Origin of the sequence: Streptomyces sp. BoleA5 (assembly GCF_000373665.1) — a bacterium.
Taxonomy (GTDB): domain Bacteria; phylum Actinomycetota; class Actinomycetes; order Streptomycetales; family Streptomycetaceae; genus Actinacidiphila.
In genome coordinates, this window is the sequence record NZ_KB892101.1 from 56,651 (window position 1) to 80,995 (window position 24,345).

The 24,345-nt window shown below is 71.6% G+C and carries 20 protein-coding genes, 1 tRNA gene and 1 pseudogene; 14 read left to right on the top strand and 8 right to left on the bottom strand.

Features of this window, described 5'->3' with window-relative positions; genetic code table 11:
- Positions 1–51: 51 nt before the first annotated feature.
- Positions 52–1,266 (top strand): GDSL-type esterase/lipase family protein, encoded by a 1,215-nt coding sequence (locus tag B085_RS42620; protein ID WP_234018583.1) that lies wholly within the window; start codon positions 52–54, stop codon positions 1,264–1,266.
- Here B085_RS42620 and B085_RS42625 read toward each other — a convergent pair.
- The gene (locus B085_RS42625; protein ID WP_018559578.1) at positions 1,253–2,590 is read right to left on the bottom strand and encodes an FAD-binding oxidoreductase; all 1,338 of its coding nucleotides are present in this window, start codon (positions 2,588–2,590) and stop codon (positions 1,253–1,255) included. The two genes, B085_RS42620 and B085_RS42625, sit on opposite strands and share 14 nt — an antisense overlap.
- On the bottom strand, positions 2,587–3,474 hold the full coding sequence (locus B085_RS0116035; protein ID WP_018559579.1) for an LLM class flavin-dependent oxidoreductase: 888 nt from the start codon (positions 3,472–3,474) through the stop codon (positions 2,587–2,589). The genes B085_RS42625 and B085_RS0116035 overlap by 4 nt, the downstream gene beginning before the upstream one ends.
- Before the next feature lie 64 nt (positions 3,475–3,538).
- Between B085_RS0116035 and B085_RS0116040 the strand changes: the two genes are divergently transcribed.
- The 4 genes from B085_RS0116040 (at position 3,539) to B085_RS0116055 (ending at position 10,387) form a co-directional block, all read left to right on the top strand.
- On the top strand, positions 3,539–3,907 hold the full coding sequence (locus B085_RS0116040) for a winged helix-turn-helix transcriptional regulator (protein WP_018559580.1): 369 nt from the start codon (positions 3,539–3,541) through the stop codon (positions 3,905–3,907).
- A gap of 80 nt (positions 3,908–3,987) precedes the next feature.
- A complete protein-coding gene (locus B085_RS42630) occupies positions 3,988–4,458 on the top strand; it encodes a hypothetical protein (RefSeq protein WP_018559581.1) in 471 nt (156 codons plus the stop codon).
- Between the two features lie 232 nt (positions 4,459–4,690).
- Positions 4,691–6,736 carry a glycosyl hydrolase family 28-related protein gene (locus B085_RS0116050; RefSeq protein WP_026251086.1) on the top strand — a complete coding sequence of 682 codons (2,046 nt, stop codon included), beginning with the start codon at positions 4,691–4,693 and terminating at the stop codon, positions 6,734–6,736.
- Positions 6,737–6,934: 198 nt separating this feature from the next.
- Entirely contained in the window at positions 6,935–10,387 is a 3,453-nt protein-coding gene (locus tag B085_RS0116055; RefSeq protein ID WP_078619911.1) for a phosphodiester glycosidase family protein, read from the top strand.
- Here the strand turns inward: B085_RS0116055 and B085_RS0116060 are convergent.
- Together B085_RS0116060 and B085_RS0116065 are read right to left on the bottom strand one after the other, a co-directional pair.
- The gene (locus B085_RS0116060; RefSeq protein ID WP_018559584.1) at positions 10,374–10,829 is read right to left on the bottom strand and encodes a hypothetical protein; all 456 of its coding nucleotides are present in this window, start codon (positions 10,827–10,829) and stop codon (positions 10,374–10,376) included. The genes B085_RS0116055 and B085_RS0116060 overlap by 14 nt on opposite strands.
- Positions 10,830–10,995: 166 nt before the next feature.
- On the bottom strand, positions 10,996–11,733 hold the full coding sequence (locus B085_RS0116065) for a MerR family transcriptional regulator (RefSeq protein WP_018559585.1): 738 nt from the start codon (positions 11,731–11,733) through the stop codon (positions 10,996–10,998).
- Between the two features lie 54 nt (positions 11,734–11,787).
- Here B085_RS0116065 and B085_RS0116070 point away from each other — a divergent pair, with 54 nt between their 5' ends.
- Positions 11,788–12,057, top strand: a complete 270-nt coding sequence (locus tag B085_RS0116070; RefSeq protein ID WP_018559586.1) for a hypothetical protein — start codon at positions 11,788–11,790, stop codon at positions 12,055–12,057.
- A gap of 94 nt (positions 12,058–12,151) precedes the next feature.
- Here B085_RS0116070 and B085_RS0116075 read toward each other — a convergent pair whose 3' ends face one another.
- Positions 12,152–12,859, bottom strand: coding sequence for a hypothetical protein (locus tag B085_RS0116075; RefSeq protein WP_158689749.1), 708 nt, complete (start codon positions 12,857–12,859; stop codon positions 12,152–12,154).
- 976 nt (positions 12,860–13,835) lie between these two features.
- On the opposite strand from B085_RS0116075, the gene B085_RS49320 reads away from it, so the two are divergent.
- The 5 genes and pseudogenes from B085_RS49320 (at position 13,836) to B085_RS0116095 (ending at position 18,497) form a co-directional block, all read left to right on the top strand.
- Positions 13,836–14,294 carry a hypothetical protein gene (locus B085_RS49320; protein ID WP_158689750.1) on the top strand — a complete coding sequence of 153 codons (459 nt, stop codon included), beginning with the start codon at positions 13,836–13,838 and terminating at the stop codon, positions 14,292–14,294.
- Between the two features lie 1,069 nt (positions 14,295–15,363).
- Entirely contained in the window at positions 15,364–16,128 is a 765-nt protein-coding gene (locus B085_RS0116080) for a hypothetical protein (protein ID WP_018559588.1), read from the top strand.
- A 380-nt stretch (positions 16,129–16,508) separates the two neighbouring features.
- Positions 16,509–16,985, top strand: a pseudogene (locus tag B085_RS51920) (DUF7221 family queuine tRNA-ribosyltransferase-like protein).
- Positions 16,986–17,163: 178 nt separating this feature from the next.
- Positions 17,164–17,358, top strand: coding sequence for a helix-turn-helix domain-containing protein (locus tag B085_RS0116090; protein ID WP_199789213.1), 195 nt, complete (start codon positions 17,164–17,166; stop codon positions 17,356–17,358).
- Complete coding sequence (locus B085_RS0116095) at positions 17,358–18,497, top strand: site-specific integrase (RefSeq protein WP_018559591.1); 1,140 nt, start codon at positions 17,358–17,360, stop codon at positions 18,495–18,497. The genes B085_RS0116090 and B085_RS0116095 overlap by 1 nt, the downstream gene beginning before the upstream one ends.
- Before the next feature lie 79 nt (positions 18,498–18,576).
- On the opposite strand, the gene B085_RS0116100 is transcribed toward B085_RS0116095, so the two are convergent.
- Positions 18,577–18,649 (bottom strand) — tRNA-Thr (locus tag B085_RS0116100).
- Positions 18,650–18,870: 221 nt separating this feature from the next.
- Between B085_RS0116100 and B085_RS0116105 the strand changes: the two genes are divergently transcribed.
- The 3 genes from B085_RS0116105 (at position 18,871) to B085_RS0116115 (ending at position 21,409) form a co-directional block, all read left to right on the top strand.
- Positions 18,871–19,989 carry an ABC transporter ATP-binding protein gene (locus B085_RS0116105; protein WP_018559592.1) on the top strand — a complete coding sequence of 373 codons (1,119 nt, stop codon included), beginning with the start codon at positions 18,871–18,873 and terminating at the stop codon, positions 19,987–19,989.
- A 238-nt stretch (positions 19,990–20,227) separates the two neighbouring features.
- Complete coding sequence (locus tag B085_RS0116110) at positions 20,228–20,641, top strand: hypothetical protein (RefSeq protein WP_018559593.1); 414 nt, start codon at positions 20,228–20,230, stop codon at positions 20,639–20,641.
- 30 nt (positions 20,642–20,671) lie between these two features.
- Positions 20,672–21,409, top strand: a complete 738-nt coding sequence (locus B085_RS0116115) for a nucleotidyltransferase family protein (protein WP_018559594.1) — start codon at positions 20,672–20,674, stop codon at positions 21,407–21,409.
- A gap of 117 nt (positions 21,410–21,526) precedes the next feature.
- Here B085_RS0116115 and B085_RS0116120 read toward each other — a convergent pair whose 3' ends face one another.
- A complete protein-coding gene (locus B085_RS0116120; protein WP_078619912.1) occupies positions 21,527–23,203 on the bottom strand; it encodes a DoxX family protein in 1,677 nt (558 codons plus the stop codon).
- Between the two features lie 150 nt (positions 23,204–23,353).
- Positions 23,354–24,310 (bottom strand): 23S rRNA (guanosine(2251)-2'-O)-methyltransferase RlmB, encoded by a 957-nt coding sequence (gene rlmB / locus B085_RS0116125; protein ID WP_018559596.1) that lies wholly within the window; start codon positions 24,308–24,310, stop codon positions 23,354–23,356.
- Positions 24,311–24,345: the final 35 nt, after the last annotated feature.

Here is a 24,345-nt window from a genome sequence, read left to right on the forward strand (position 1 = left end):
ATCCCCGGGCGCCGCCGTGTGGCCGTGGCCGGTCCCGGGCAGGGAGGAAACGTGACAACAGCGACGCACTCCCTGCGCGCGGTCCCGCTGACCGGAGGACCGGTGGAGATCCGCGGCGCGCTCGACCTGGAGCGGACGCGCGCCGGGCTGCTGCCGCGGCGTCTTCCGGCGTGGACGCGGTCGCAGTACCCGGACGTCTTCATGGACGAGACGACCGCCCTGCCCTCCGGCGTACGGCTGGCGTTCCGCACCGCCGCCCGGGTGGTCGAGCTGGAGCTGCTGACCTCGGTCTGGCAGCTGGCGGGGACCTCGGAGCCGCTGCCCGCCGGGGTCGTCGACCTGGTCGTCGACGGCAGGCGCGCCGGCAGCGCCCCCGCGCCGCCCGGGGACGTGCTCCACAAGCCGGACCTCTTCGCCGAGCCCTCCCGGCGCGAGGCCGGGGTGCCGGGGCGGGTCCGGTTCGACGGCCTGCCCGGCGGAGAGAAGGACGTCGAGCTGTGGCTGCCGCAGCAGACCCGCACCGAGCTGGTCGGGCTGTGGGCGGACGCCGAGGTGCTGCCGCCGCGCCCGACCGGCCGGCGGCGCTGGATCCACCACGGCAGCTCCATCAGCCACTGCGCCGCGGCGGAGTCCCCGACCGCCACCTGGCCCGCGCTCGCCGCGGCCCTGGCCGGGGCCGAGCTGCTCAACCTGGGGCTCGGCGGCAACGCGATGCTCGACCCGTACGTCGCCCGGACCATCCGGGACCTGCCGGCCGACCTGATCAGCCTCAAGCTGGGCATCAACATCGTGAACCGGGACGCCTTCCGGCTGCGCTCCTTCGGCCCGGCGGTGCACGGCTTCCTCGACACCGTCCGCGACGGGCACCCGGACGTCCCGCTGCTGGTCGTCTCTCCCATCAGCTGCCCGGTCGTGGAGACCACCCCCGGCCCGACCGCGCCCGACCTGTCGGCCGCCGTCCCGCGGGTGGTGGCCATGGGCTCTCCCGCGGACGTCCGCGGCGGCGCGCTCACGCTCACCGTCATCCGGGCGGAACTGGCCCGGATCGTCGCGGCCCGGGCCGCCTCCGGCGACCGGAACCTGCACTACCTGGACGGCCGCCGGCTCTTCGGCCCGGGCGACGTCGCCGACCTGCCGGACGACCTGCACCCCAACGCCGCGGGCTACCGGCGGATGGGACGGCGCTTCGCCGCGCTGGCCTTCGGGCCGCGCGGGCCGTTCGCGGAGCGCCGGCGGTCCGGTCCGGGCGCGGTCAGCCCACGGTGAGCGGGCGCAGGACGCCGTCCGGGTCGTGGCGCCGCCAGAGCTCGCGCACCCGCGCGCCGGTGGCGCCCGGGTAGACGCGGTCGAAGACGCCGGGCCCGGTGCCGCTCTCGAAGTTCACGTAACTGCCGGTGCCGTGCTCGCGGACCGGCGCCCACAGGCGGTTCAGGTCGTCGTGCCCGTGCGGCGGGAAGAGGTTGCCCTGCGCCATGACCCGTGCGGTGCGGTGGGCGTAGGCGGTGGCGCCGGCCGGGAGGTCGTTGATCGCGCCCCCGAGCGAGCGCAACTGGACGAAGGCCGGCCGGTGCCGGTCGCCGGCGGTCGCCATGACGGCGCGCGCCGCGTCCCGGGTCAGCGCCGGCAGCAGCGAGTTGGTGCTCACCACGGGCTGCCGGCCGGTGTTCGCGTGCTCGTGGGCGCCGGAGACCAGCGCGGTGTACGCGGCCAGCTGCGCGGTCGCCTGGAGCGGGCGGTGCCGCCCGGACAGCAGGGGGCCGAGGGCCTCGCGGACGCGGTCGGGGTCGTCGTCGGCCGCGGCGACGGTGACGGAGAGCGCGAGGGCCGGGCCGTTGGACAGGATGTGGGCGGCCGAGGTGAGCGTCCGCGGCGCGGCGGCCATCGCGGACGCCCACTGCGTCAGCGCGCCGCCCGCGGGGTCGGCCTCGAAGACCAGCTGGGCCACGCCGATGTCCCCCAGCTCCATCGCCTCGATCTCGAAGGCGGTCACGACACCCACGCCCGCGCCCGCCCCGCGTACCGCCCAGAACAGGTCCGGGTGGTGCGCGGCGTCGGCGCGCAGCGCGGTCCCGTCGGCCAGGACGAGTTCGGCGGCGCGCACCCGGTCGACGGTGAGGCCGTACGTGCGGGCGAGCCAGCCGATGCCGCCCGCGGTGGCCAGGCCGCCGGCCGCGACGTTGCCGTGGTCGCCCGAGCTGACGGCCAGCCGGTGGGGCGCGAGGGCGGCGGCAACCCGGCCCCAGCGGGCGCCCGCGCCGATCCGCACGAGGCGGGTCCCCCGGTCCAGGACCCGTACCTCGTCGAGCCCGGAGAGGTCGACGACGACACCCCCGTCGTTGGACGACCGGCCGGACAGCCCGTGGCCGCCGGAGCGCACGGAGACGGGCAGTCCCTGCGCCCGGGCCGCCGCGAGGGCGGCCGCGATGTCACCGGGCCCGCGGACGAGGACCACGGCGGCGGGGCGGGCGACGGTGGTGTAGGTGGAGCGCAGCAGCGGGTAGCGGGGGTCGCCGGGGAGCACGGTCCGCTCCGCGAGGGCGGCCGGCACGGCGAAGGCGGCGGCCGGGGCGGCGCCGTGGCCGGGGTTCACCGGGCCACCCGCTCGCGTACGGCGGGCACGACCTCGCGGGCGAAGACCTCCATCTGCCGCCGGTGCGCGGTGACGGGCCAGAAGACGAAGGTGTCGAAGCGCAGTTCGGTCGCCCATTCGGCGAGGGTGTCCGCCCACCGGCCGACGTCCCCGTTCAGGCCGGGGGCCCCGGAGCCGCCGATCACGCCGATCACGTTGTAGATGCGGCGGACGCGCGCCGGATCGCGCCCGGCGCCGCGGGCGGCCTCGTCGACGATCCGCTGGCGCTCCGGCACCTCCTGGGGCGGCACGTAGATGTTCAGCGGCGAGATCCAGCCGTCCGCCGCCCGGCCCGCGACCGCCAGCATCCGCGGCCGCTGCCCGCCGAGCCACAGCTCGACCCGGCGCTGCGGCACGGGGCCGGCCTGATAGCCGGGCACGGTGAGCACCTCGCCGCGGTGCCGCACGGGGCCGCCGTCCAGGGCGGTCCGCATGATCCGCAGCGATTCCTCGGTGTACACCACCACCTCGCGCGGCGGCATCGGCGGCGCCCCCATCGAGCCGATCGCCTCCGGTATCCCGCCGCCGCCCACGCCGAGCCGGAACCGCCCGCCGGAGGCCGCGGCCAGGCTCGCGGCGGCCTTGGCGAGCATGACCGGGGGCCGCAACCGCAGGTCTGCGACGTCGGTGAAGACGGAGATGCGCGAGGTGCGGGCCGCGACGAGGGCGGACAGCGTCAGCGCGTCGAGGTGCCCGGGCTGGTACGGGTGGTCCTGCAGGGCGAGCAGGTCCAGCCCCGCGGCGTCCGCGGCGGCGGCCAGCTCCAGCGTCTCCGGCAGGCGGTCGGCGTCCGGGTCGAGGCTCAGCCCGAAGCGGAGCCGCTGCGCACGGTCGGTGGTGTCCATGGCTTCAGCGTCGGGGGGCCGCCGCCTTCGACAAAGACAAGGGTAAGCGGCTAATATTTTGTAAGTGACTTTCCATGAAACCGCGGACCCCGGAATCGACGCCGAGGCCTGCACCGCCTTCCAGGCCGTCCTCGAACAGGTCGGCCGGCGCTGGACCGGCGCCGTCCTGCTGGCCGCCGGCCGCGGCGCCCGGCGCTTCACCGACTACCGCCGGATGGTGCCGGGCATCTCCGACCGGCTGCTCTCGCAACGCCTCAAGGAGATGGAGAGCCTCGGCCTCATCGGCCGCGAGGTCGTCCCCAGCACGCCCGTGCAGGTCCTCTACCGCCCCTCCGCCCGCGGCACCGAACTGCTCACCGTCCTCGAACCGCTCATCGCCTACGGCCTGCGCCACGCGCCCGGCCCGCCGCCCGCCTCCGCGCCGGTTCGCTGACCCGCGGCCCGGGTGGACAGCGGCGCCCGGGTCGGCCAGGCTGCCTCGGCGATCTTGTGCGGGCGAGGGATGGGAGTTCGATGGAGCGCGTCCGTTTCCGGCCGACCTGGTACCAGAGACTGGCGCCGCTGCTGCCCGGCGCCCTCCTCGTCACCTCCCTGACGATCGCCGCGCCGCTGCGCTCTCCCCACCCCGCGGGCCCGGACTTCACGTTCGCGGCGGCGGTGTGGCTCGCGATGCCGGCGGCACTGCTGCTGTCCGCGCGGTTCGGCGTCACGCTGACCCCTGCGGCCGCGGTGGTGCACAACCCCCGGCGCAGGACGATCCGCTGGGCGGACGTCCAGGGCATCTGGGTCGAGTCGACCATGGGAGTGCGGCGGGTGGTGATCTGCGAGGCGGGCGGCCGGCTCACCCGTCTGCGGGCGCCCGCCACCGGCGGGCTGTACCAGGACGCGGCCTTCGAGGAGAAGTTCCGGACCATCGGCGAGTGGTGGCTGCGCCACCGCGGACCGCAGTGGACTCCCCTGCCCCAGCCGTGGCGCAGCCGGTGAGCCGGCCCCCCGACCCCGCGTCCGCGCGCTCACACTCACCCGCCTACGCAATGAGTAACGCAAGAAACGCAAAACACGAACAGTCAGCCGCACCTGTGCATCATCATGCCGAAAACATCGCGCAGAAGCCTTGTGAACCGGCCTGACGGCTCCTTACTGTCGCCTCACCTCACGACGTCCGCTCCGCCTCGAACGTCCCGGGCGGTCGCGCCTTACGAGAGAAGAGCTGGGGATGACACGGAGCAGCAGGAGTGCGTGGCGAAGAGCCGTGGCGGTCGTCGCGGTGGCGGCCGGCATCGGCGCCGGCATCGGCCCGGTCGGCGCGACGGCCCAGGCCGGCACCGCGTCGGCGAAAGGCGCGGTCCGTCCGGTCGTGACGCGGGCGGCACTTGAACCGGCACTGGTCGAAGGCCGCGGCGCCGACCTCGGGTTCGTGGAGCAGGAGGCCGAGAACGCCGTCACGGACGGGGAAATCATCGGCCCGGACCGGACCGCGTACACGCTCCCCGCGGAGGCGTCGGGCCGCAGGGCGGTCACCCTGCGGCCGGGCCGGCACGTGGAGTTCACGCTGCCGAGCGCCGCCAACGCGATCACCGTGCGGTACAGCGTCCCGGACGCGCCCGGCGGTGGCGGCATCACCGCGCCGCTCGACGTAACGGTGAACGGCCGCGCCCGTACGACGATGACCCTGACCTCGCAGTACTCCTGGCTCTACAACCAGTACCCGTTCTCCGACGACCCTCGGGCCGGACTGCTCCACGACGACTGGTGGATCACCGAGTGCGGCTGCGTGCCCAGCGCGACCACCCCGGCCCCGGTGATCTCCAAGCCCTTCCGGCCGAACCACTTCTACGACGAGCAGCGCCTCCTGCTGGGACGGACGTACAAGGCGGGCGACCGCGTCCGGCTGACCGTCCCCACGCGCGCCGGGGCCGTGCCGGCGACCGTGGACCTCCTCGACTCCCAGCTCGTCGCGCCGCCCCGCGTCTCGCTGCTCGCCGCCAACGTCCTCGCCTTCGGCGCCGACCCGACCGGACGCCGGGACTCCGCGGGCGCCCTCGACAAGGCGATCGCCTTCGCCCGCCGCGCGCACCTGAAGGTCTACGTCCCGCCGGGCACCTACCAGGTCAACCGGCACATCATCGTGGACGACGTCACGATCGAGGGCGCCGGCAGCTGGTACACGGTCTTCAAGGGCAAGGAGGTCGCGCTCGACTCCCCCGCCCCCGACAACTCCCTCCACACCGGCGTCGGCTTCTACGGCAAGGACGCGTCGGCCGGCGGCAGCCGCGACGTCCACCTGTCGGGCTTCGCGATCGAGGGCGACGTCCGCGAACGCATCGACACCGACCAGGTGAACGGCGTCGGCGGGGCGATGAGCGACTCCACCATCGACGGCCTGTACATCCACCACACCAAGGTGGGCATGTGGTTCGACGGCCCGATGTCGAACCTGCGGATCACGGACAACGTCATCACCGACCAGATCGCCGACGGCCTCAACTTCCACACCGGCGTCACGGACTCGGTCGTCCGCAACAACCTCGTCCGCAACTCCGGCGACGACGGGCTGGCGATGTGGTCGGAGAAGACGGGCAACGCCCGCAACACCTTCGACCGCAACACCGTGCAGTCACCCGTGCTCGCCAACGGCATCGCGGTCTACGGCGGTACCGACAACACCGTCTCCGGCAACCTGATCGCCGACCCCGTCCGCGAGGGCAGCGCCCTCCAGGTGGGCTCCCGCTTCGGCGCCGAGCCCTTCACCGGGCACCTGTGGATCACCGGCAACACCACGGTGCGGGCCGGCACGTACGAGCTGAACTGGAACATCGGCCTCGGCGCGATCTGGTTCTACGCCCTGGAGAGGAACATCGACGCCGACATCCGCGTGACCGGCGACCACTTCCTCGACAGCACCTACAACGCGATCATGCTGGTCGCCGACTGGCCGGTGAAGGACACCTACTCGATCAGGAACGTGCACTTCAAGGACATCCGGGTGGACGGCACCGGTACCTCGGTCGTCAGCGCCCGGGTCGCCGGCTCGGCGTCCTTCGAGAACGTCGACGCCCGCAACGTGGGCGCGGTCGGCGTCAACAACTGCGGGTCCTTCAACTTCCCCGCCACCGGCTCCGAGTTCTCCGTGACCGACCTCGGCGGCAACGACGGCGGCGGCACCACGGGCCCCTGGCTGGGCGCGTGGCAGCTGCCCAACACCATCACCTGCGACGACCGTCCCCCGGTCGTCGCTCCCCCGGGTCCCACCCCCTGGTGACGAGCGCCCGTGCCCGGCCCGTGGGAGCCACGGGCCGGGCGCGGGCCCGCCCGCGGGGGCGACTTGACCGAACCCATAACCGCGCACCCCCTCCGGGACACCTGCGGATCCGCAACCGGCCATCTCCGCTTCGCCGAACGGGTGTCGGGTGGACACGGGCCGGCGACCAGCCGGCACATCACCCGTAAGGAACACGCAATGACACTTCGCGGGACGAGAACCGTGGGGACCAGCGCGCGCCGGACCGCCGTGGTCACCGCGCTGGCACTCGCGCTGACCGGCGCCGTGGGCGGGGCCGTGGCCACCGCCTCGGCCCCGGCGGGCGAGGAGACCCTCCAGGGCCACACGCCCGACCGCGACTGGCTGCCGCAGACGCCTCAGAACTGGCCGCTCGTGGTGGACCACACCCGTACGCCCGCCGAGACCGTCACCCGCGGTCTGCAGCACTTCAGCGAGACGTACGACACCGTCGGCGGCCGCCAGCACATCCAGGTGCTCAGCGCCGACCTCGACGACCCGAACCTGCGGATCGGCATGGTCCAGGCCGGTGACACCGTCACCAACCCGGCGGACGAGACGCCGTCGTCGATGGCGCACCGGACCGGCGCCGTGGCCGGCGTCAACGGCGACTACTTCGAGATCCACGCCAGCGGACGCCCGCTCGGCGGCATCATGACCGACGGGCGCCTGCTGAAGAGCCCCAAGCCGGGCTTCGCCTCCCAACTGGGCGTCAAGCCGGACGGCACCATCGTGATGGGTCCGCAGACCTTCTCCGGCACGATCACCGACGGCTCCGCGACCCGTGCGCTCACCTCGGTGAACACGGTGAACGACCTGACCGCCGGCGGCATCACCGAGGTCACCCCCGACCTCGGCGACACCCCTGGCCTGCCCAAGGCCGCCACTCTGGTGCTCGGCCACGTCACCGACGGCGGATTCGTCGTCGAGGAGGTGCGGACCGGCGTCACCACCGTGCCGCGGCTCTCCACGGGCCGGTTGGGTCTGCTCGGCGCCGGCGACGGCGGGCAGTGGCTGACCGACACCCTGCACGGCGGCGACAGGGTGGGCATCGCCACCCGCTTGTCGCCCGACAACGATGTCACGCAGCTGATCAGCGGCGTCGACACCCTGGTGAAGGACGGCGCGGTCTACAAGGACCCGACCGGCACCCCGCCGAGCGGCGCCAACCCGGAGACCGCGGTCGGCGTCACCAAGGACGGCAGGCACGCCATCGTCGTGGCCGTCGACGGCCAGGGCGGCGCCGCCAGGGCCTTCGGCGTGACCCGCGACCAGGCCGCGGGCTACATGGTCGCCCACGGCGCCTACAACGCCATGCTCTTCGACGGCGGCGGCTCCACCGGCATGGTCAGCCGCGCTCCCGGCGCCGACCGGGCCGAGATCGTCAACACACCGTCCGACCAGCCCGGCAACACCGAGCGTCCGGTCGCCAACGGCATCTTCTTCTACTCCACCGCCAAGGAGGCCGGCGCGGCCGTCGAGGTCGTGGTCAACGACGGCGAGCAGGTCACCACCGTCGCCGGCGGCTCCGTCCCGCTCGCGGTGCACTCCGTCGACCGGCTCGCGAACCCGGCGGCCGGCCAGGTCGACGTGCGTGTCGAGCCCTCGTCGCTGGCCTCGTACGAGGACGGCAGGCTCACGCCGCACCGTACGGGTTCGGGCCGGATCATCGCCCGGAACGGTCGCGCCGTCACCTCGGAGAAGCTCGAGGTCGTCAGCAGGCTGGCGAGCCTGGCGGTCTCCCCGGACAAGGCCGACCTGGACAACGGCGCCACCCAGCAGCTGACCCTCTCCGGCACCGTCAAGGACGGCGGCGAGGTGCGGATCCCCGCCGAGGCGGCCACCTGGAAGGTCACCCCGGAGAACCTGGGCACCGTCGACGCGCACGGGCTGTTCACCGCGAGCGGCGGCGTCGGCGGTCTCGCCGAGGTCAGTGCCCAGGTCGCCGGCACCACCACGACCACCTCGATCGCCGTCGGCAGCGTCAGCAAGGTCATCGACCCGATGACCAGCCCGGACGTGTGGCGGCTCAGCAACAACACCACCGGCGAGCCGGCCACCCTCGCCGCCGACCCCGGCGTCGTCCCGCCCGGCTCCACCGAGTCCGGCTCGCTGCGCCTGGACTACTCGATGCCGGCCGGCTCCGGCGTCAAGCAGCTGGTGCTCTCGCCGCGCACGACCCTGAAGACCGACACCGACAACGGCCAGGTGCCCACCGGCATCGGCGTGTGGATCAAGGGTGACGGCAACGGCATCGAGCTCGCCGAGAAGTACATCGGCGTCAACGGCTCGTCGACCACGCTGTACCCGACGTTCGTGACGTGGAAGGACTGGCACCTGGCGGTCGCGCAGCTGCCGGCGGGCATGCAGTTCCCGCTGACCATCAGCTTCATCGACTTCCTGGCGATCAGCCCCAGCACCGCCTACAGCGGTTCGCTCAACGTCGCGGGCCTGCAGGCCCTCTACTCGCCGCGTCCGGTCACGGTGCCCGAGTACCACGCGATCCCCGACAACCCCAAGTGGCTGTCCTTCGAGGAGGACTCCGCCGACTTCGCCAGGCGGGGCACCACGATCCTCACCGGTGACGACGCGCACCTGCTCGCGAGCGACCCGGGTTCGGTCAGCAGCAACGTGATGGACTCCATCGCCGGGCGGCTGCCCACCCTGTCCCCGCAGGCACGCCCGGACTCCGCCCAGTTCCTCGGCGACATGCCGGACGACGGGAAGCCGGCGGACCTGCGGTACGCGAAGTCCAAGATCGACGCCCTCGGCGTCCCCGGGCGCGACATCGTCGGCAACCACGAGATCACCCAGGGCGCCGACGCCGAGAACGGCAACTACAGCGACACGTTCGGCGAGACTCACTACGCGTACAGCCAGGGCGCGGCGCGGATGATCGTCACCGACAACTCGCACGGCAGCCTGCAGTCCTCGGACCCGTTCCAGAACCCCGAGGGCGTTCAGTACCCCTGGCTGGTCCGGCAGTTGACGGACACCACCGCCAAGGACGTGCTGGTCATCACGCACATGCCGGCCTACGACCCCCACCCGGCCGCGAACAGCCAGTTCACGGACCGCTGGGAGGCGCGGATGTACCTCCGGCTGGTGCAGCGCTACCAGGAGACGCACCCGAAGCAGCACGTCATCATGATGTACGGCCACGCGCGCGGTTTCGCGGAGCAGATCCTCAACCCCGAGGGCGAGAGCGTCGGCACCGGGCAGGGCGGCATCCCGCAGTTCACCTTCGCGGACCTCGGCATGCCCGCCTACGCCCCGGCCGACCAGGGCGGCATCTACCACTTCGGTCTCGTCCGGATCGGTGACGACGGCGACCTGCAGTACACCGTCGAGCCCGCGCTCGCCTCGATCAGGGTCACGGGCCCCAAGGACCCGATCGCCCGGGGCGACCGCGTCGACCTGACCGCGACCGGCGACCAGATCGCCGGTGACAACATCGCACCGCTCACGATCCCGATCGCGGACCCCGCGTCCCACGTCTGGACGTCGAGCGACCCCAAGGTCGCCTCGGTGGACCCGTCCACCGGCGCCCTGACCGCCCACCGCCCCGGCACCGCGACCGTCACGGTGACCAGCGGCGGTGTGACGGGCGCGGCCCAGGTCACCGTCCGCTGACCCCGCGGGGGTGCCCGCCCGGGCGGGCACCCCTCTCGCGGGGCGGCCGTACGCGTTCCCCCCGCCACCGCCGTGCCGGTCCCAGCAGCGGGACCCGCATCACGCACAGGGCGAAGGCGAGTTGGCCCAGCACGGGGATGACCAGCAGCTCCTCGAAGTTCTGGAAGAGCAGGAACCAGGTGGGCAGAAGCAGGAGACCGGCGAGCGGAAGCCGGAACGCCAGGCTCGTCCGCGGGTTGAGGAGGGCGTAGTAGGCGCTGATCAGGAGTGACGGGATCGCGATCAGGGGGACGCAGGGTGCCCAGAGCGATTCCCCCTCCCCGGGCAGGTGGAGGTCCACCACCACCCAGGTGAGCGCGTAGGTCGCGGCGTAGCGCACGACCAGATCGCCGAGCCGCAGCCCGACAAACCCGAGACTGCGCCAGGGCGCGTCGGGATCCACAGCCGTCCCCCTCGTGGCACCACGAATCAGCGGCACACCGAGGCGGCATCCGCTGCGCACGCCATCCTGACAGCAATTTTGAACGCGTTCAATTCCGGGGGGACCGCTCCCGCGTACGCGGGAGCCGGCGCCCCGCCGCCGCTACCCACGGCAGGTCCGCGGCGACTCACGACGCCGCGCGCAGCCCTGCCCGGATCAGCGAGTCCAGCCGCCGCCAGGCCGGGGAGGCGGCGTTGATCCGGCCCTGGACGAGCGCGGGGATCCCGGAGGCCGCGTCCGCCTCGGGGGGCGTGTCCGCGCCGTAGCGGCTCAGGGTCGCCTCGACGATCCGCCGGGCCAGTTCCTCGACGCGGGGGTCGCCGGGATCGAGGCCGTACGCGTGGTCGTACCGCAGGAAGAGCTGCCGCAGCGCGGGATCGGACAGCATCTCGCTCTGGTCCCGGAAGAGCTCGGCCGCCCGGTCCGGGTGGGTGGCGAAGACCAGGATCCACAGATCCCGCTGGAGCTCGACCGACCGCGCGGTGAAGCCCCACCGCTCCAGGGCCTCCAGGTGGGCACGGACCCCGGCGGGCAGCAGTGTCGGCTCGCCGGAGGCGAGTTCGCGCAGACGCGCCTGCGTGGCCTGCAGCCCGCGGATCCGGTCGGTCAGCCGGTCGTCGATGTCGAGCAGCGCCCGGCGCAGCTCCTCCTCGCCCGCCGTCATCAGTCCGCGGATCCGGGCCAGCGGGACGCCGGCTTCGGCGAGCGTACGGATCCTGATGAGCGCGACGACGTCGTCCGCGCCGTACCGCCGGTATCCGGAGACGTCGCGATCGGGCTCGGGCAGCAGTCCCTTGGCGTGGTAGACCCGGACGGTCTTGACCGACACTCCGACGTACCCGGCGAGCTGGCCGATGGTGATCACCCGGCAATCGTTGCACTTGACCCTGCCCCAGGGGCAGGGCCGCACCCTGACGCCATGGTGAACACGAACTTCGACCGCGAGACCCTGCGCGAACTGGCGGACGCCGGGAACGAGACCGCCCTCGACCGGCTGGCCGACCTCGCCGAGGCCGCCGGGGACACCGAGGAACTGGGCGAACTGCTGGACGAGGGCTGCCTGCACGCCGGTTTCCTGCTGACCCGCCGCGCGTCCGCGGCGGGCGACCTGCGCGCACTGCAGCGCATCGCCGACGCGGGGTACGAAGGGGCCGGGACGGAACTCTCCCGCCTGCTGGGCGCCCCGTGAGCGGCGGCGCGTACGCGCACGGAGGACCGCACATGACGTCCCGGCCGTCAGGGCGATGCCGCGTCCGACGAACAGAAGCGGCGAGGCCGCCCGGTCAGTCGTGCAGAAGGCCGAGTCGCTCGGTGGCCCGCCGCCATCCCGCCGCGTCCGCCTGGGCACGTGTACGGAGCCGCGCCGCCACGTGCCGCAACTGCGCTCCGTCCGCCTCCCGGACCGACAGGAGGTCCTCCCTCTGACGTCGCACCTCGGCAACCGGCCCCGGCAGCCGGGGATCGTGCCGATCCGCGGCCATGGCGGTGACCTGGAGGCAACGGAGGGCTCCGTCCCAGGGGCCGCCGGCGCAGGCCGCGGCCGCCTCCTCCATGGCCGCGAGCGCGTCAAAGTGCATCATCACCGCGCCCTCGGGCTCCGCCTCCTCCAGGAACTCCTCCAGATCGGGTACCTCTTCGACGGGACCCTCGTCCTCGTCGCCGGCGAGCGGCACGTACGAGCGGAACACCTCGGTCATCGAGAGGTTCTGGCAGGCCGCGACGTGCCCGGCCAACTCGTCGGCGACGTCCCGTATCCGGGTGGACGCGGATCCGTCCCCGTCCCCGTCCCCGTCCGGGAACCCGGCGACGGACCAGCATTCCCGGAGCAGTTCCCGCGCCGCTTCGGCCGCCCGGGGACCGTGGCGAAGGAAGCGCTCGTCGTCCAGGCACCCCGATATGCGCTCGGCCGCCGCAAGGCCGACCAACGCGGCCGCCCGCGGGTCGAGGGCGCCCAAGGCCGCCTGCCACTCGCGGAATTCCCAGTTCTCCATGCCCACCCCTGATACGACGCGTCCGTTGCGGCCGGCGTTCTCCCCGTCAGGTGGAAGCACGCCGTGTTCCATGCCCCGCGTGCGGCTGACGGTATCCGCCTGCGCGGGATGGCGAACGTCTGCGCCGACGCGCCCCGAGCCGGCCCCTCGCCACCTTGCCCCGCAGGGGGCCCAGCCGCGAACGCCTACGTCTGCGTGGCGGCCACCATCGGCAGCGAGGCCCTTCCCGACAGCCGTGAGGAACGCGGGGCCCCGATCGCCGACCCCGCCATGACCTCGCGCCCCGCCCGATCGGCACGACGGACGTCCGCACGCACGTGATATCGGACACACGGCGTGAGGCCATCAGCCACAGGGACCGCCTGCTCCGGCGCCGCTCCGACCGCGAGTGACCGCCCCGGTTGACGTCACCTGTGGACGCCGAACGCCCCGGACCGATCATGGTCCGGGGCGTTGTCGCTGCTGCCAACTGGAGCCGCCTGTCGGGTTCGAACCGACGACCTTCGCTTCACAAGTTCGTCTCCTGGCCTGTGGGAGCAGCTAGTACGGCTCTGCAACAGGCGGAGACACTCCGCCGGCCACCGTCACGGTCCCTGCGTGTACCGCCGTGTTGCCGTCACCTTCTGCCGTCGTAACAGCACTGGGCCGCTGTAGCGCGACGTCCACGCACAGGCATGGGCGGTTCCCCGTCGCCGACGCACGGCGGTTTGGCGAACGCAGCGTAGATTGTGCGCCTTCTCATACGGACGGGGCGTACGGCTGCTCCTTCGCTCGGCCCATGCCGTTGAGGGCGACAGGGGTCGCCTGGTTGCAGGCTGCACAGCCACCCATCTACTTGACGAGTCAAGTAGATGTATCTGACGTCCATAACGCAAGTCAGGGGGGTCGGTGACCCCGGATCCCGCCAGCATCACATGGCTGCCGTGGAGCGGCTGCGTAGCTAGATAGGCGCGTACATTCGTTCAGGGGAGCGCAAATGAATCTTTCGGTTACCAAGGATCAGGCCAAGGGGCGGGGCAGCAAGCTGTTCGGGGCAGGTGCGGCCGTGGCACTTTCGGTGGCGGCGCTGACCGTGGGCGCCGCCTCTCCGGCGCTGGCAGAATCAGCGCCTAGCACGCAGGGCTGTACTCAGTACGCCAACCTGGACGGCGGAGTCGGTCAGGCAAGGGTCGACAACTGTCCTGGTACTGGCCTCAGTTGGGCTTGGCTGTATCTTCAGTCTGGCGCCAAGTACTCGACCCTCGACATGTACGCACACTTGGCTGACGGATCTACGAAGATCATCGAATTTGGCCCTGGGCAGTCGTATGCGGCCAATTGGAACTCCCGCATCAACTCGGCCAATGTCTGTGGCGAGTACTGGGGAACCAAGTACGAGTACGGCCAGTGGATACTGTGGCTGTACACGGTCTGCACGGGCGAAAAGAACTTCTAGCCACAAAGCCGCACAGGCCCAGGCGCCATACCGGCGCACGGCAACCTGTCGATCGACGGCTGAGGCTGGCCGCTCCCCCACCCTTTCCGGGCGTGGGGGAGCTTCCTCGCTTCCAAGGCGTTTGAACACTGTTGCGTCTGTTTGCAGTCTTGAGCATTCTCAGACCACTCAAGATTCCGCTGCTTTCCTCTTCAAGTGAGCGTGACCGCAGCGGTGAAGATCTCCCCCTAGTCGGATGGCGGGGGGAGCCTCGCAGCCGATGGACCGCTCACCCTCTCTGTAACGGAAGTTCGATTGTAGGAGCGACTTCTCCGCCTTGCCGGTTTTTGGCCAGGATGGGCAAGAGGGAATTTGACATGGACAGCTCGTTCACCGGTCGTTGAGCGAGCCACCCCGAGCGCCTATTGGATGGTGCCTCGGTGCGCACGTTCATTCCGAGGCCCCCGAGCAATGCCACGCCTCCCGCTCAGCGCACCCACTCGGATTCGCCACAGACCTCTGTGGTTCACCCATATGCGGCCCCGTTGCCGTCACCTACTGCCGTCGTAGCCGTAGCTAGCCATCGACAGGGCAGTCCGCAGAACCATGGGGACGGAGGCAAGTCTCGAAGTGCAAGTGCACCCAGGAACAGGTCTGACCTGCACGGCAGCACCGAAGGACGATTCGAGCCTGCTCCGTTCAGACGTTCGCCGCATGCACGGGACGGTCAAATGTGAGCCAGAAACCGAGTTCCGACAGCACTGGGCCTTCCTCCCGGGCCGAGTGTGGCCGTCGCTTCCCGCAGCCATCGAGGAAGGGCCGCCCCGGGGCTGAAACTGACGACCTGGCGTAATCGAGAGTCGCGTATTTCTCAGCGGTAAGGGCGCTCGGCACCGTGCGTGGTCGCCGGCTGCGTAGTGGCGCCAGGTGCCGCCCCGATGATCTAGAGTTCCCGCGGCGGTCAGTTGATCCGCCGCGCAGACACTCGACTAAGGGGTGGAGATTGATCACTTCAATATCGGCTGCTGCTCCGCAGCGGCACAGACCCTCGGCTGCGCGGCGCGCGGCCGCCGCGGCGGTGGCTGGGGGCATGGCGCTGGTGGGCGTAGGGCTCACGGCGCCGACCGCGCACGCGGCCGACAGTGACATCTCGTTCTCGAACGTCGTGTTCAACAACGGCAAGCCCATAGTCGTCGGCATCAGCGCCGAGGTCGAGGCCCCGTTGACGTACACGGTGAAGAGCAACGTGACGCTCGACAGCTGGTGGGTTGAAGCGTACCGGGGCACTTACGGGACGAACGAGTACAAGCTCGCGAATATCACCACCCGGTGGAGCTGCAGCCAATCCTCCGCGGGCGGCTACACCTTCCACGACTGCGACGAGACGATGACCATCGACCCCGACAACATGCCGGGCGGCAATGGCAACAAGCTCGTCAACGGTGACGCCACCGACTGGAAGGCCGTCGGCACGGCCATCAAGAAGGCCGGCGGTTACGACACCGACCTGCTGTCCGCGACGGTCCGCCTCCAGCGTGCCTCGCGCATCCAGAACATGAACGCCTCCCCGGAGCCCGTCACCAAGGGCAAGCCGATCACTGTCACCGGCACCGTGCAGCGCGCCAATTGGACTCTGCACCGCTACGACAACTACGGCGGCCGACTGGTAAAGCTGCAGTTCAAGCCCGCCGGTTCCAGCACCTACACCACGGTCAAGGAGGTCACCGCCAGTAGTACCGGCTACCTGAAGACCACGGTGACCGCCTCCCAGGACGGCACATGGCGCTGGCGCTACAGCGGCAACACCACGACCGGCGCCAGCAACTCCTCTGGTGACTACGTAGACGTGAACTAAGCTCCTGGGCGCCCTCGACCTGCGTCTCGGTTGCCGCGCCTGACCACGCAGCGAAGGCCCCGCTCCGGCGGGGCCTTCGGCACGCCGGGAGACGATCCTGCCCAGCCGTCAGTCAGCGTGGCGGCACGACAAGCGCCAGATGTTCGGCCGCGCAGGCTTCCAACTCCTCCGAAAGCGCGCCCTATGAGCGTGACGGAGAGTGGCGGCATCACAGAACCTGAGCCAGAACCAAATCGCAAACTCAGTGGCTCCCCGTATCATCCGGGGAGCCACTTCGCTGCTCACGCATCAGCCTTTCTGGCGCGGCATCTCAATGCGCGCGGTCGGACTGGCGTCCGCGGACTGAATCGGCAGCAGTTTCTGCGGCATGGCAAGTTCGCCTGCCGGCCGGCGAACACCAGCGGCGCACCGTCGCCAACTACCTGGAACTACGCTCTCTCGCCCCTGACCTCCCGATCATCCCGGTACTTCAGGCTTGGGAGCTCCCGGACTACGAACGCTGTGTCGCTCTCTACGAGCGCGCTGGCGTCGACCTCACCCGAGAACCGACCGTCGGGCTCGGTTCGGTCTGACCCCGGCAAGCTACCCGCGAGGCTGCGGCCATCGTGACCACCCTCGCCGGGTACGGGCTGCGTCTGCACGGGTTCGGCTTCAAAACCCTCGGGCTGGAGAAGGTCGGCCACCTGCTCGCGTCCGCGGATTCGCTGGCCTGGTCCACCCACGCCCGCCACCGCCCGCCCATGGCCGGCCACACCCACAAGAACTGCGCCAACTGCCTGCCATACGCCCTGAACTGGCGCACCCGCGTCCTGGCCCGCATGCCCGCCTGGCAGCAACCCGCCCTGGACGCGGCCTAACGACGCCCGAGGCGACCGCCACGTCTCGCCAAAGATTCGCGGTCGCCCCGGCCTCAGTCCCCATCACCCCTCCGCTACAAAAACCCACCCGCTGACCTGCGATGTAGCGGCGTAGCGGACTTTACAGAAGGGGGCCAGGAGCCCCACAGCATCCCGGAGGTTCGACGTGCGCACCGCCATGCCCGCAGCACCCGCACCCGAAGCCCTCACCGTCCCCGAGGTCATGACCGCCCTGCGCCTCAGCCGCAGCAAGGTCTACGACCTCATCCGCTCCCGCCAGTTGGCGAGCTTCACCGTCGGACGTGCGCGCCGCGTGTCCCCCGACAGCCTGCGCGCCTTCATCCAGGAACAGATCGAGGAGAACGCAGCCTGATGGCATCCCGTAAGAGGAACCCCAACGGCGCTGGGAGCATCTGGCAACGCAAGGACGGCCGCTACGAGGCCCGCGTCTACGTCCCGCAGCCGGATGGCACCCGCAAGCGCAAGACCGTCTACGGCTCCACCTGGGAAGAGTGCGACGAGAAGCGCCAGGAACTCGTGCGACGCGACCGCCAGGGCATCCCGACGCCCTCCCGATCCGCGAAGCTCTCCGAGTGGCTGCCGTATTGGCTGGAGGAGTACATCCGGCCCCACCGCAAGCGCACCACGTACGTGAAGTACGAGATGCACGTACGGCTCTACCTCGTGCCGCTCTTGGGCAGCCGCCGTCTGGAGTCGCTCAACACGGCGAATGTACGGCGCATGGTGTCGGAGGTAACGGCTCAGACGTCAGCAGCCACGGCGAGGGAGGCTCACCGCGTCCTGCGTACGGCGCTCACGGCCGCGTGCCGCGAGGAGCTGATCAGCCGCAACGTTGTGCAACTGGTCCCCGCCCCGCAGGTCGAACCGCGCGCGCTCAATCCCTGGACCTTGGACGAAACCCTGACGTTCCTGGAGTCCGCACGGGGCGATGGCCTCTACCCCGCGTTCGTCCTGGCTGTGGCTCTCGGCCTGCGCCGCGGGGAGATCCTGGGCCTGCAATGGAGGGACGTCGACCTTGAACGGCGCACCCTGACGGTGCGGACCACGCTGCACCGCGGCGGCAAGGAGCTGTACCTGGACACGACGAAGAACCGCCGGACACGGGCCATCCCCATTCCCCTGATGTGCGTCGCCCCGCTCCGGTGGCAGCGCCTACGGCAGTCCGCGCAGCGGGCAAGCGCCGGCGGGAAGTGGCACGACAGCGACCTCGTGTTCACGACGCGAAGCGGCCTTCCCATCGAGCCGCGCAACCTCTATCGGTCCTTCCTGCGGATCGCGTCCTCCGCAGAGCTCCCGCAGGTCCGGCTCCATGACACTCGGCACGGTTGTGCGTCCCTGCTCTTCGCGGCCGGCATCGCACCGCGCACCGTCATGGAGATCCTGGGCCACTCGCAGATCGCGGTCACGATGAACGTCTACACGCACGTCAGTGACGACAGCCGTCGGGAGGCGATGAGCCACATGGACCGACTGCTCAAACGGCGCCGTTAGAGGTGACTGCCGTCACAATCCGCCGTCAACGCCTCCCGTGATATCCGTCACGGGAGGCGTTCTCGCAGGTCATGGAAAGAGCCGCCTGTCGGATTCGAACCGACGACCTTCGCTTTACAAGAGCGGTGCTCTACCAGCTGAGCTAAGGCGGCACGGCACCGTCCCCGCTCCGGGGTGCCCGGGTGACGGGTGGGGCCATGAGAAGTGTACCCAGGCGGGGGGGGGGAGGGTCCGGGAATTGAGGCCCGGGAGGGTGCTGACAAAGCGGGGCGGGCCAGGTAGCGTCGCGGAAGGTCCACACCCTGTGGACTAGACCTCATTCCTTTACTCGGATCGTCCGGCACGTTCCTGCCGGTGAAGGGACCACTGCACCATGGCTACTGTCACTTTCGACAAGGCGACCCGGATCTACCCGGGGTCCGAGCGCCCCGCCGTAGACGCGCTCCAGATCGACATCGCGGACGGCGAGTTCCTCGTCCTCGTCGGCCCCTCCGGCTGCGGCAAGTCGACCTCGCTCCGCATGCTGGCCGGCCTCGAGGACGTCAACGGCGGCGCCATCCGGATCGGCGACCGGGACGTCACCCACCTTCCGCCCAAGGACCGGGACATCGCCATGGTGTTCCAGAACTACGCGCTCTACCCGCACATGACCGTCGCGGACAACATGGGCTTCGCCCTGAAGATCGCGGGCGTCAACAAGGCGGACATCCGCAAGCGCGTCGAGGAAGCCGCCAAGATCCTGGACCTCACCGAGTACCTGGGCCGCAAGCCCAAGGCGCTCTCGGGTGGTCAGCGCCAGCGTGTGGCGATGGGCCGCGCGATCGTGCGTGAGCCGCAGGTCTTCCTCATGGACGAGCCGCTGTCCAACCTGGACGCGAAGCTCCGTGTCCAGACCCGTACGCAGATCGCCTCCCTGCAGCGCCGCCTCGGCACCACCACGGTCTACGTCACCCACGACCAGACCGAGGCCATGACCATGGGCGACCGCGTGGCGGTGCTCAAGGACGGTCTGCTGCAGCAGGTCGACACCCCGCGCCACATGTACGACCGCCCGGCCAACCTCTTCGTCGCGGGCTTCATCGGCTCCCCGGCGATGAACCTGGTCGAGGTGCCGATCGCCGACGGCGGCGTGAAGTTCGGCAACTCCGTGGTGCCGGTCGAGCGCGACGCGGTGCAGGCCGCGGCCGACAAGGGCGACCGCACGGTCACCGTCGGCGTCCGCCCCGAGCACTTCGACATCGTCTCCAGCGACGGCTCGGGCCTGTCGAAGGACGCGCCGGCCGGTCTGGCCGTCACCGTGAACGTCGTCGAGGAGCTGGGCGCGGACGGTTTCGTCTACGGCTCGGCCGAGGTCGGCGGCGAGCACAAGGACCTGGTCATCCGCGTCGGCGGCCGCCAGGTGCCGGAGAAGGGCTCCGTGCTGCACGTCGTGCCGCGCGCCGGCGAGAGCCACGTCTTCTCCACCTCCACCGGTGAGCGACTGAGCGACTGAGCGGCCGAGCGGTGACCGGCCGGTCACCCCACCGCTGAGGACCCATGTGGCCCGGCCCCCGCGCAAGGGGGGCCGGGCCACGGCCGTTCCGGGGAAGCCGAATCACACCGCATTTGCGGTCATACACTGGCGTTTCGACCATGTTCGTCAATGCGCCCGTAGTCGATCAAGGGGCATTCATCACTCATCAGAGTGGCTAAATGTCGCCAAATCATCACTCCTCGCTACCATCACTGCCGTGAACCAGGTAGCCCGCCGCATCGGCAAGTCACTCGCCCTCGTCCTCCCGGTCGTCCTCGTGCTCTCCGGCACCCTCGCCGTCACCCGCGTCCCGTGGGCGACTTCGGCGTCCGAGGCCCAAGTCCTCACCGCCTCGCACCAGAAGGAGACGGCGACCGCACGGTCGGCCCCGCAGGAGGTGCTCCGCCGCAAGCTGCTGGGCGAGGTGCAGCAGAAGAACCCCGGTGTCGCCCTGACGCACCTTCAGCGCGAGATGGCCGCGCGGCCCTCGCTGGCGCAGTACTGCGGCTCGATCGCCCGGTCCCTGGGCCGTGCCGCGGTCGCCAAGTACGGCTCGGTGCACCGCGCCCAGGCCTGGTCGCGGCCGGTCTGCGACACCGCCTTCGCGACGGGCGTGGCCTCGGTCGGATGACCCGTCGCGCGGGTCGCGTAGGGTGCGCCCATGACCGGCACGCCCGCGACCTCCCAGGCGGTGACCCAGGCCGTCCTCCTCGCCGGAGGACAGGGCTCCCGCCTGCGGCCCTACACCGACACCCGCCCCAAGCCGATGATCGAGATCCCGGGAACCGGGATCCCGATCATCGGCCATCAACTCGCCTGGCTGGCCGCCGAGGGCGTCACCGACGCCGTGGTCTCGTGCGGCCATCTCGCTGAGGTCCTCCAGGAGTGGCTCGCCGGCGCGGCGGCCGGGCTGCCGCTGCGGGTGACCACGGTCGTCGAGCGCGAACCGCTCGGCCGCGGTGGCGGCCTGAGGTACGCCGCCGCCTCGCTGCCCCGGCCCCAGGAGCCCTGGTACGCCACCAACGGCGACATCTGGACGCGGTTCTCCCTGCGGGAGATGGCCGCCTTCCATGTCGAGCGGGCCGCGGTCGCCACCCTGGCGCTGGCCCGTCCGCGCATCCCGTGGGGCGCCGTGGAGACCGACGAGTTCGGCCACGTCCTGGACTTCATCGAGTCGCCGCCCTCGCCGTTCCTGATCAACGCGGGCGTCTACGTCTTCTCCCCCGAGTTCACCGGGCTGCTCCCCGAGCGCGGCGACCACGAGCGCACGACCTTCCCCCGACTCGCCCGGGAGCGGCGCCTCGCGGGCTTCCCGCTGCCCCAGGGGGCGTACTGGCGGGCCATCGACACCGCCAAGGACCTGGCCGAGGCCGCCAAGGAACTCGCCTCCCGGCCCTGAGCACCGGACGTCACACCGCACAGAGGGCAGAACGGGCCACAACAGCCCACCACGGGCACGAAGAGGCGGCCGGAGGAAGGAACCTCCGGCCGCCTCTTCCCTTGCGCCGTAGGGGCGTTACGCGACCTTCCCCGAGCCGTGCCGTGCCGGGGCGCCGAGCAGCCAGCCGGAGGTCTCCCCGCTGCCCAGCAGCCCGCCGAGCGCGCCGCCGCTGTCGGAGGAACCGCCGCCGCCACTGCCGCCGCCGCCGTTGCCGCCGCCCTGAGTCGGCGGGTTGCTGGGCACGGTGGGACGGGACGGGACGGACGGCGCGGTCTGCGCGGGCCCGCCGCCGGTGCCGCCGCCGCTGCCGGTGCCGGTGCCGGCCGAGGACGACCCGGGACGCGACCGCGTGGCGTTGGGCGCCGAGGACGCCGCGGGGGCCGACGGCGAGGAGGACGGCGAGGACGAGGGACCGCCGGAACGGCCCGCCGAGGGTGTCGTGGAGGGCCGGGAGGACTTCTCCCCGGGCACCTCGGGCAGCGGCGAGCCCTCGAGGTTGTTGGTCGGCAGGTCCGTCGGGGCGGGAAGCTGGGACCTCGGGGTGGTGGACCGTACGGCGGTGCCGAGGGTGGCCCCGACCACGAGCGAGATCCCGGCCAGCACGGTGGCCAGCACCGCGCCGCGGCGGAGCACCCGGCGCCGCAGCTCCGTCAGCGGGGCGCGCGGGCCGAGCTTGCGCCAGGCCTCGCTGGCCAGGCGGCCGTCGGCGGAGTAGACCGGCGCCCCCGCGATGACCAGGGGGCTCCAGGCGGCGAGCAGGATGATGTCGGGCGTGTCGTACGCCGGGACGGTCCGCCAGCTCACCGTCACCAGCAGCGCCGCCGACAGCAGGGCGCCGATCGACGCCGCGAACCGCTGCCAGAGTCCGAAGACCGTCAGCACACCGGCGATGACCTGGAGGAAGGCCACCGTCAGCCCGGCGCCGATGGGGTGCGCGAGGGCGAGGTCGCGCAGCGGCTCGGCCATGCCCCACGGGTGGAGCGAGGCGAGCCAGGTGACCATCGAGCCGCGCTTGCCGCCGTCGAAGTAGACGGGGTCGCAGAGCTTGCCCATGCCGGCGTAGATCGAGATGAAGCCGAGGAAGATGCGCAGCGGCAGCAGGACGATGCCGAGGTTCATCCGGCGGCCGGGGTAGTAGGCGTGCCGGATGGGGTCCGTGCGCTCCCGGTCGCGACCGCGGCCGTACTCCTCGCCGGGCTCCTCGTACGGGTCGAAGTCGGGGTCCTCGTCCGGGCCGGCGGGCGGCGCGGTGTACGCGAACTCGTTGGTGTCCTCGGAGTCCAGGTAGTCGTCGTAGGCGCCGCGCGCGGGACGGATGCCGCCGAGCATCTCGCCGGGCGCCGGCGGCCGGCGCGGCGGGCCGACGACGGGCTGCGGCGCCTCCTCGATCCGCGGCAGCACCTGCGTCGCGGCACCGAGGTCGAGACCGTCCACCTGACCGTTGCGCACCGCGGCGAACAGCTGGCCGGCGGCGGCGTCGCCGGGCTGGCTGCGCCCGGACCACACCAGGGGGGCGCCGCGCCGCTGCGCGGCGGCGGAGGGGCGGACGGAGGTCGGGATCACGGGGACGCGCTGGGTCCTCGTCAGGGCCCGGCCCGACGTCGCGCCGAGCTGCACGCGGAAGCTCGCGTGATTGACGATGACCTGGGCCGGGTCGGAGGAGACCTTGAGCATGTTGAGCACAGGCTCGTCGGTGATCGACGACGACCGTCCCCCCGGAGGAGTGCGGGGTGTTCTGGTGTCCACACTCATCTAACCGAGTGACACCCGATAAGGACACTGTGTGACGGGCCCCGTTGTGTCCGAGGCCCGTCAACCGGGGTTGCCGCCGGGGCGCGTCAGGGGGCGCGTCCCGGTCCGGAGGCCGGGGGCGCGCCCGTTCGGGCCCCGGCACGCCGAGGTTCAGGCCCGGCGGCGCGAGGCCTCGTAGAGCACGATGCCCGCGGCGACACCGGCGTTCAGCGACTCCGCGCCGCCCGGCATCGGGATGCGCACCCGCAGGTCGCAGGTCTCGCCGACGAGCCGGGACAGGCCCTTGCCCTCCGAACCCGCGACGACGACGACCGGTCCGGCCAGCGCCTCGAGGTCCTGCAGCTCGATCTCGCCGTCGGCGGCCAGACCGACGACCGTGAGGCCCGCCTTCTGGTAGGCCTCCAGGGTCCGGGTGAGGTTGGTGGCCCGGGCCACCTGGACCTGCGCGGCGGTGCCGGCCGAGGTCTTCCAGGCGCCCGCGGTCATCCCTGCGGCGCGGCGCTCGGGCACGACGACCCCGTGGCCGCCGAAGGCGGCGACGGAACGGACGACGGCACCGAGGTTGCGCGGGTCGGTGACCCCGTCCAGCGCCATGATCAGCGGGTCCTCGCCCGCATCGAAGGCCTCGGCGGCGAGGTCGTCGGGGTGCGCGTACTCGTACGGCGGGATCTGCAGCACCAGGCCCTGGTGGTTGAGCCCGTTGGTGATGCGGTCCAGCTCGGGGCGCGGGGCCTCCATCAGCGGGACGCCACGGTCGGTGGCGAGCTTGATCGCCTCGCGCACGCGCTCGTCGTTGTCGATGAACTGCTGGACGTAGACCGCCGTGGCCGGGATGTCGGCGCGCAGCGCCTCCACCACCGGGTTACGGCCGGCCACCAGCTCCGAGGTCGACTTGGCGCCCCGGCCGGAGGGGCGGCGCGACTGCGTGGAAGCGGCGCGCTTCACCTTGGCGTTGGCGGCCCGCTGCTTGGCGTGCCCCTTGCGTGCCTCCGCGGGCGGGGTGGGGCCCTTGCCCTCCAGGCCCCTGCGCCGCTGCCCGCCGCTACCGACCGTCGCGCCCTTCTTGTTGGACGTGCGGCGGTTCCTGCGCTGGCTGTTGCCGGCCATGGGTCACCTGTTTCCTGCTGCTGTTGCTGCTACTG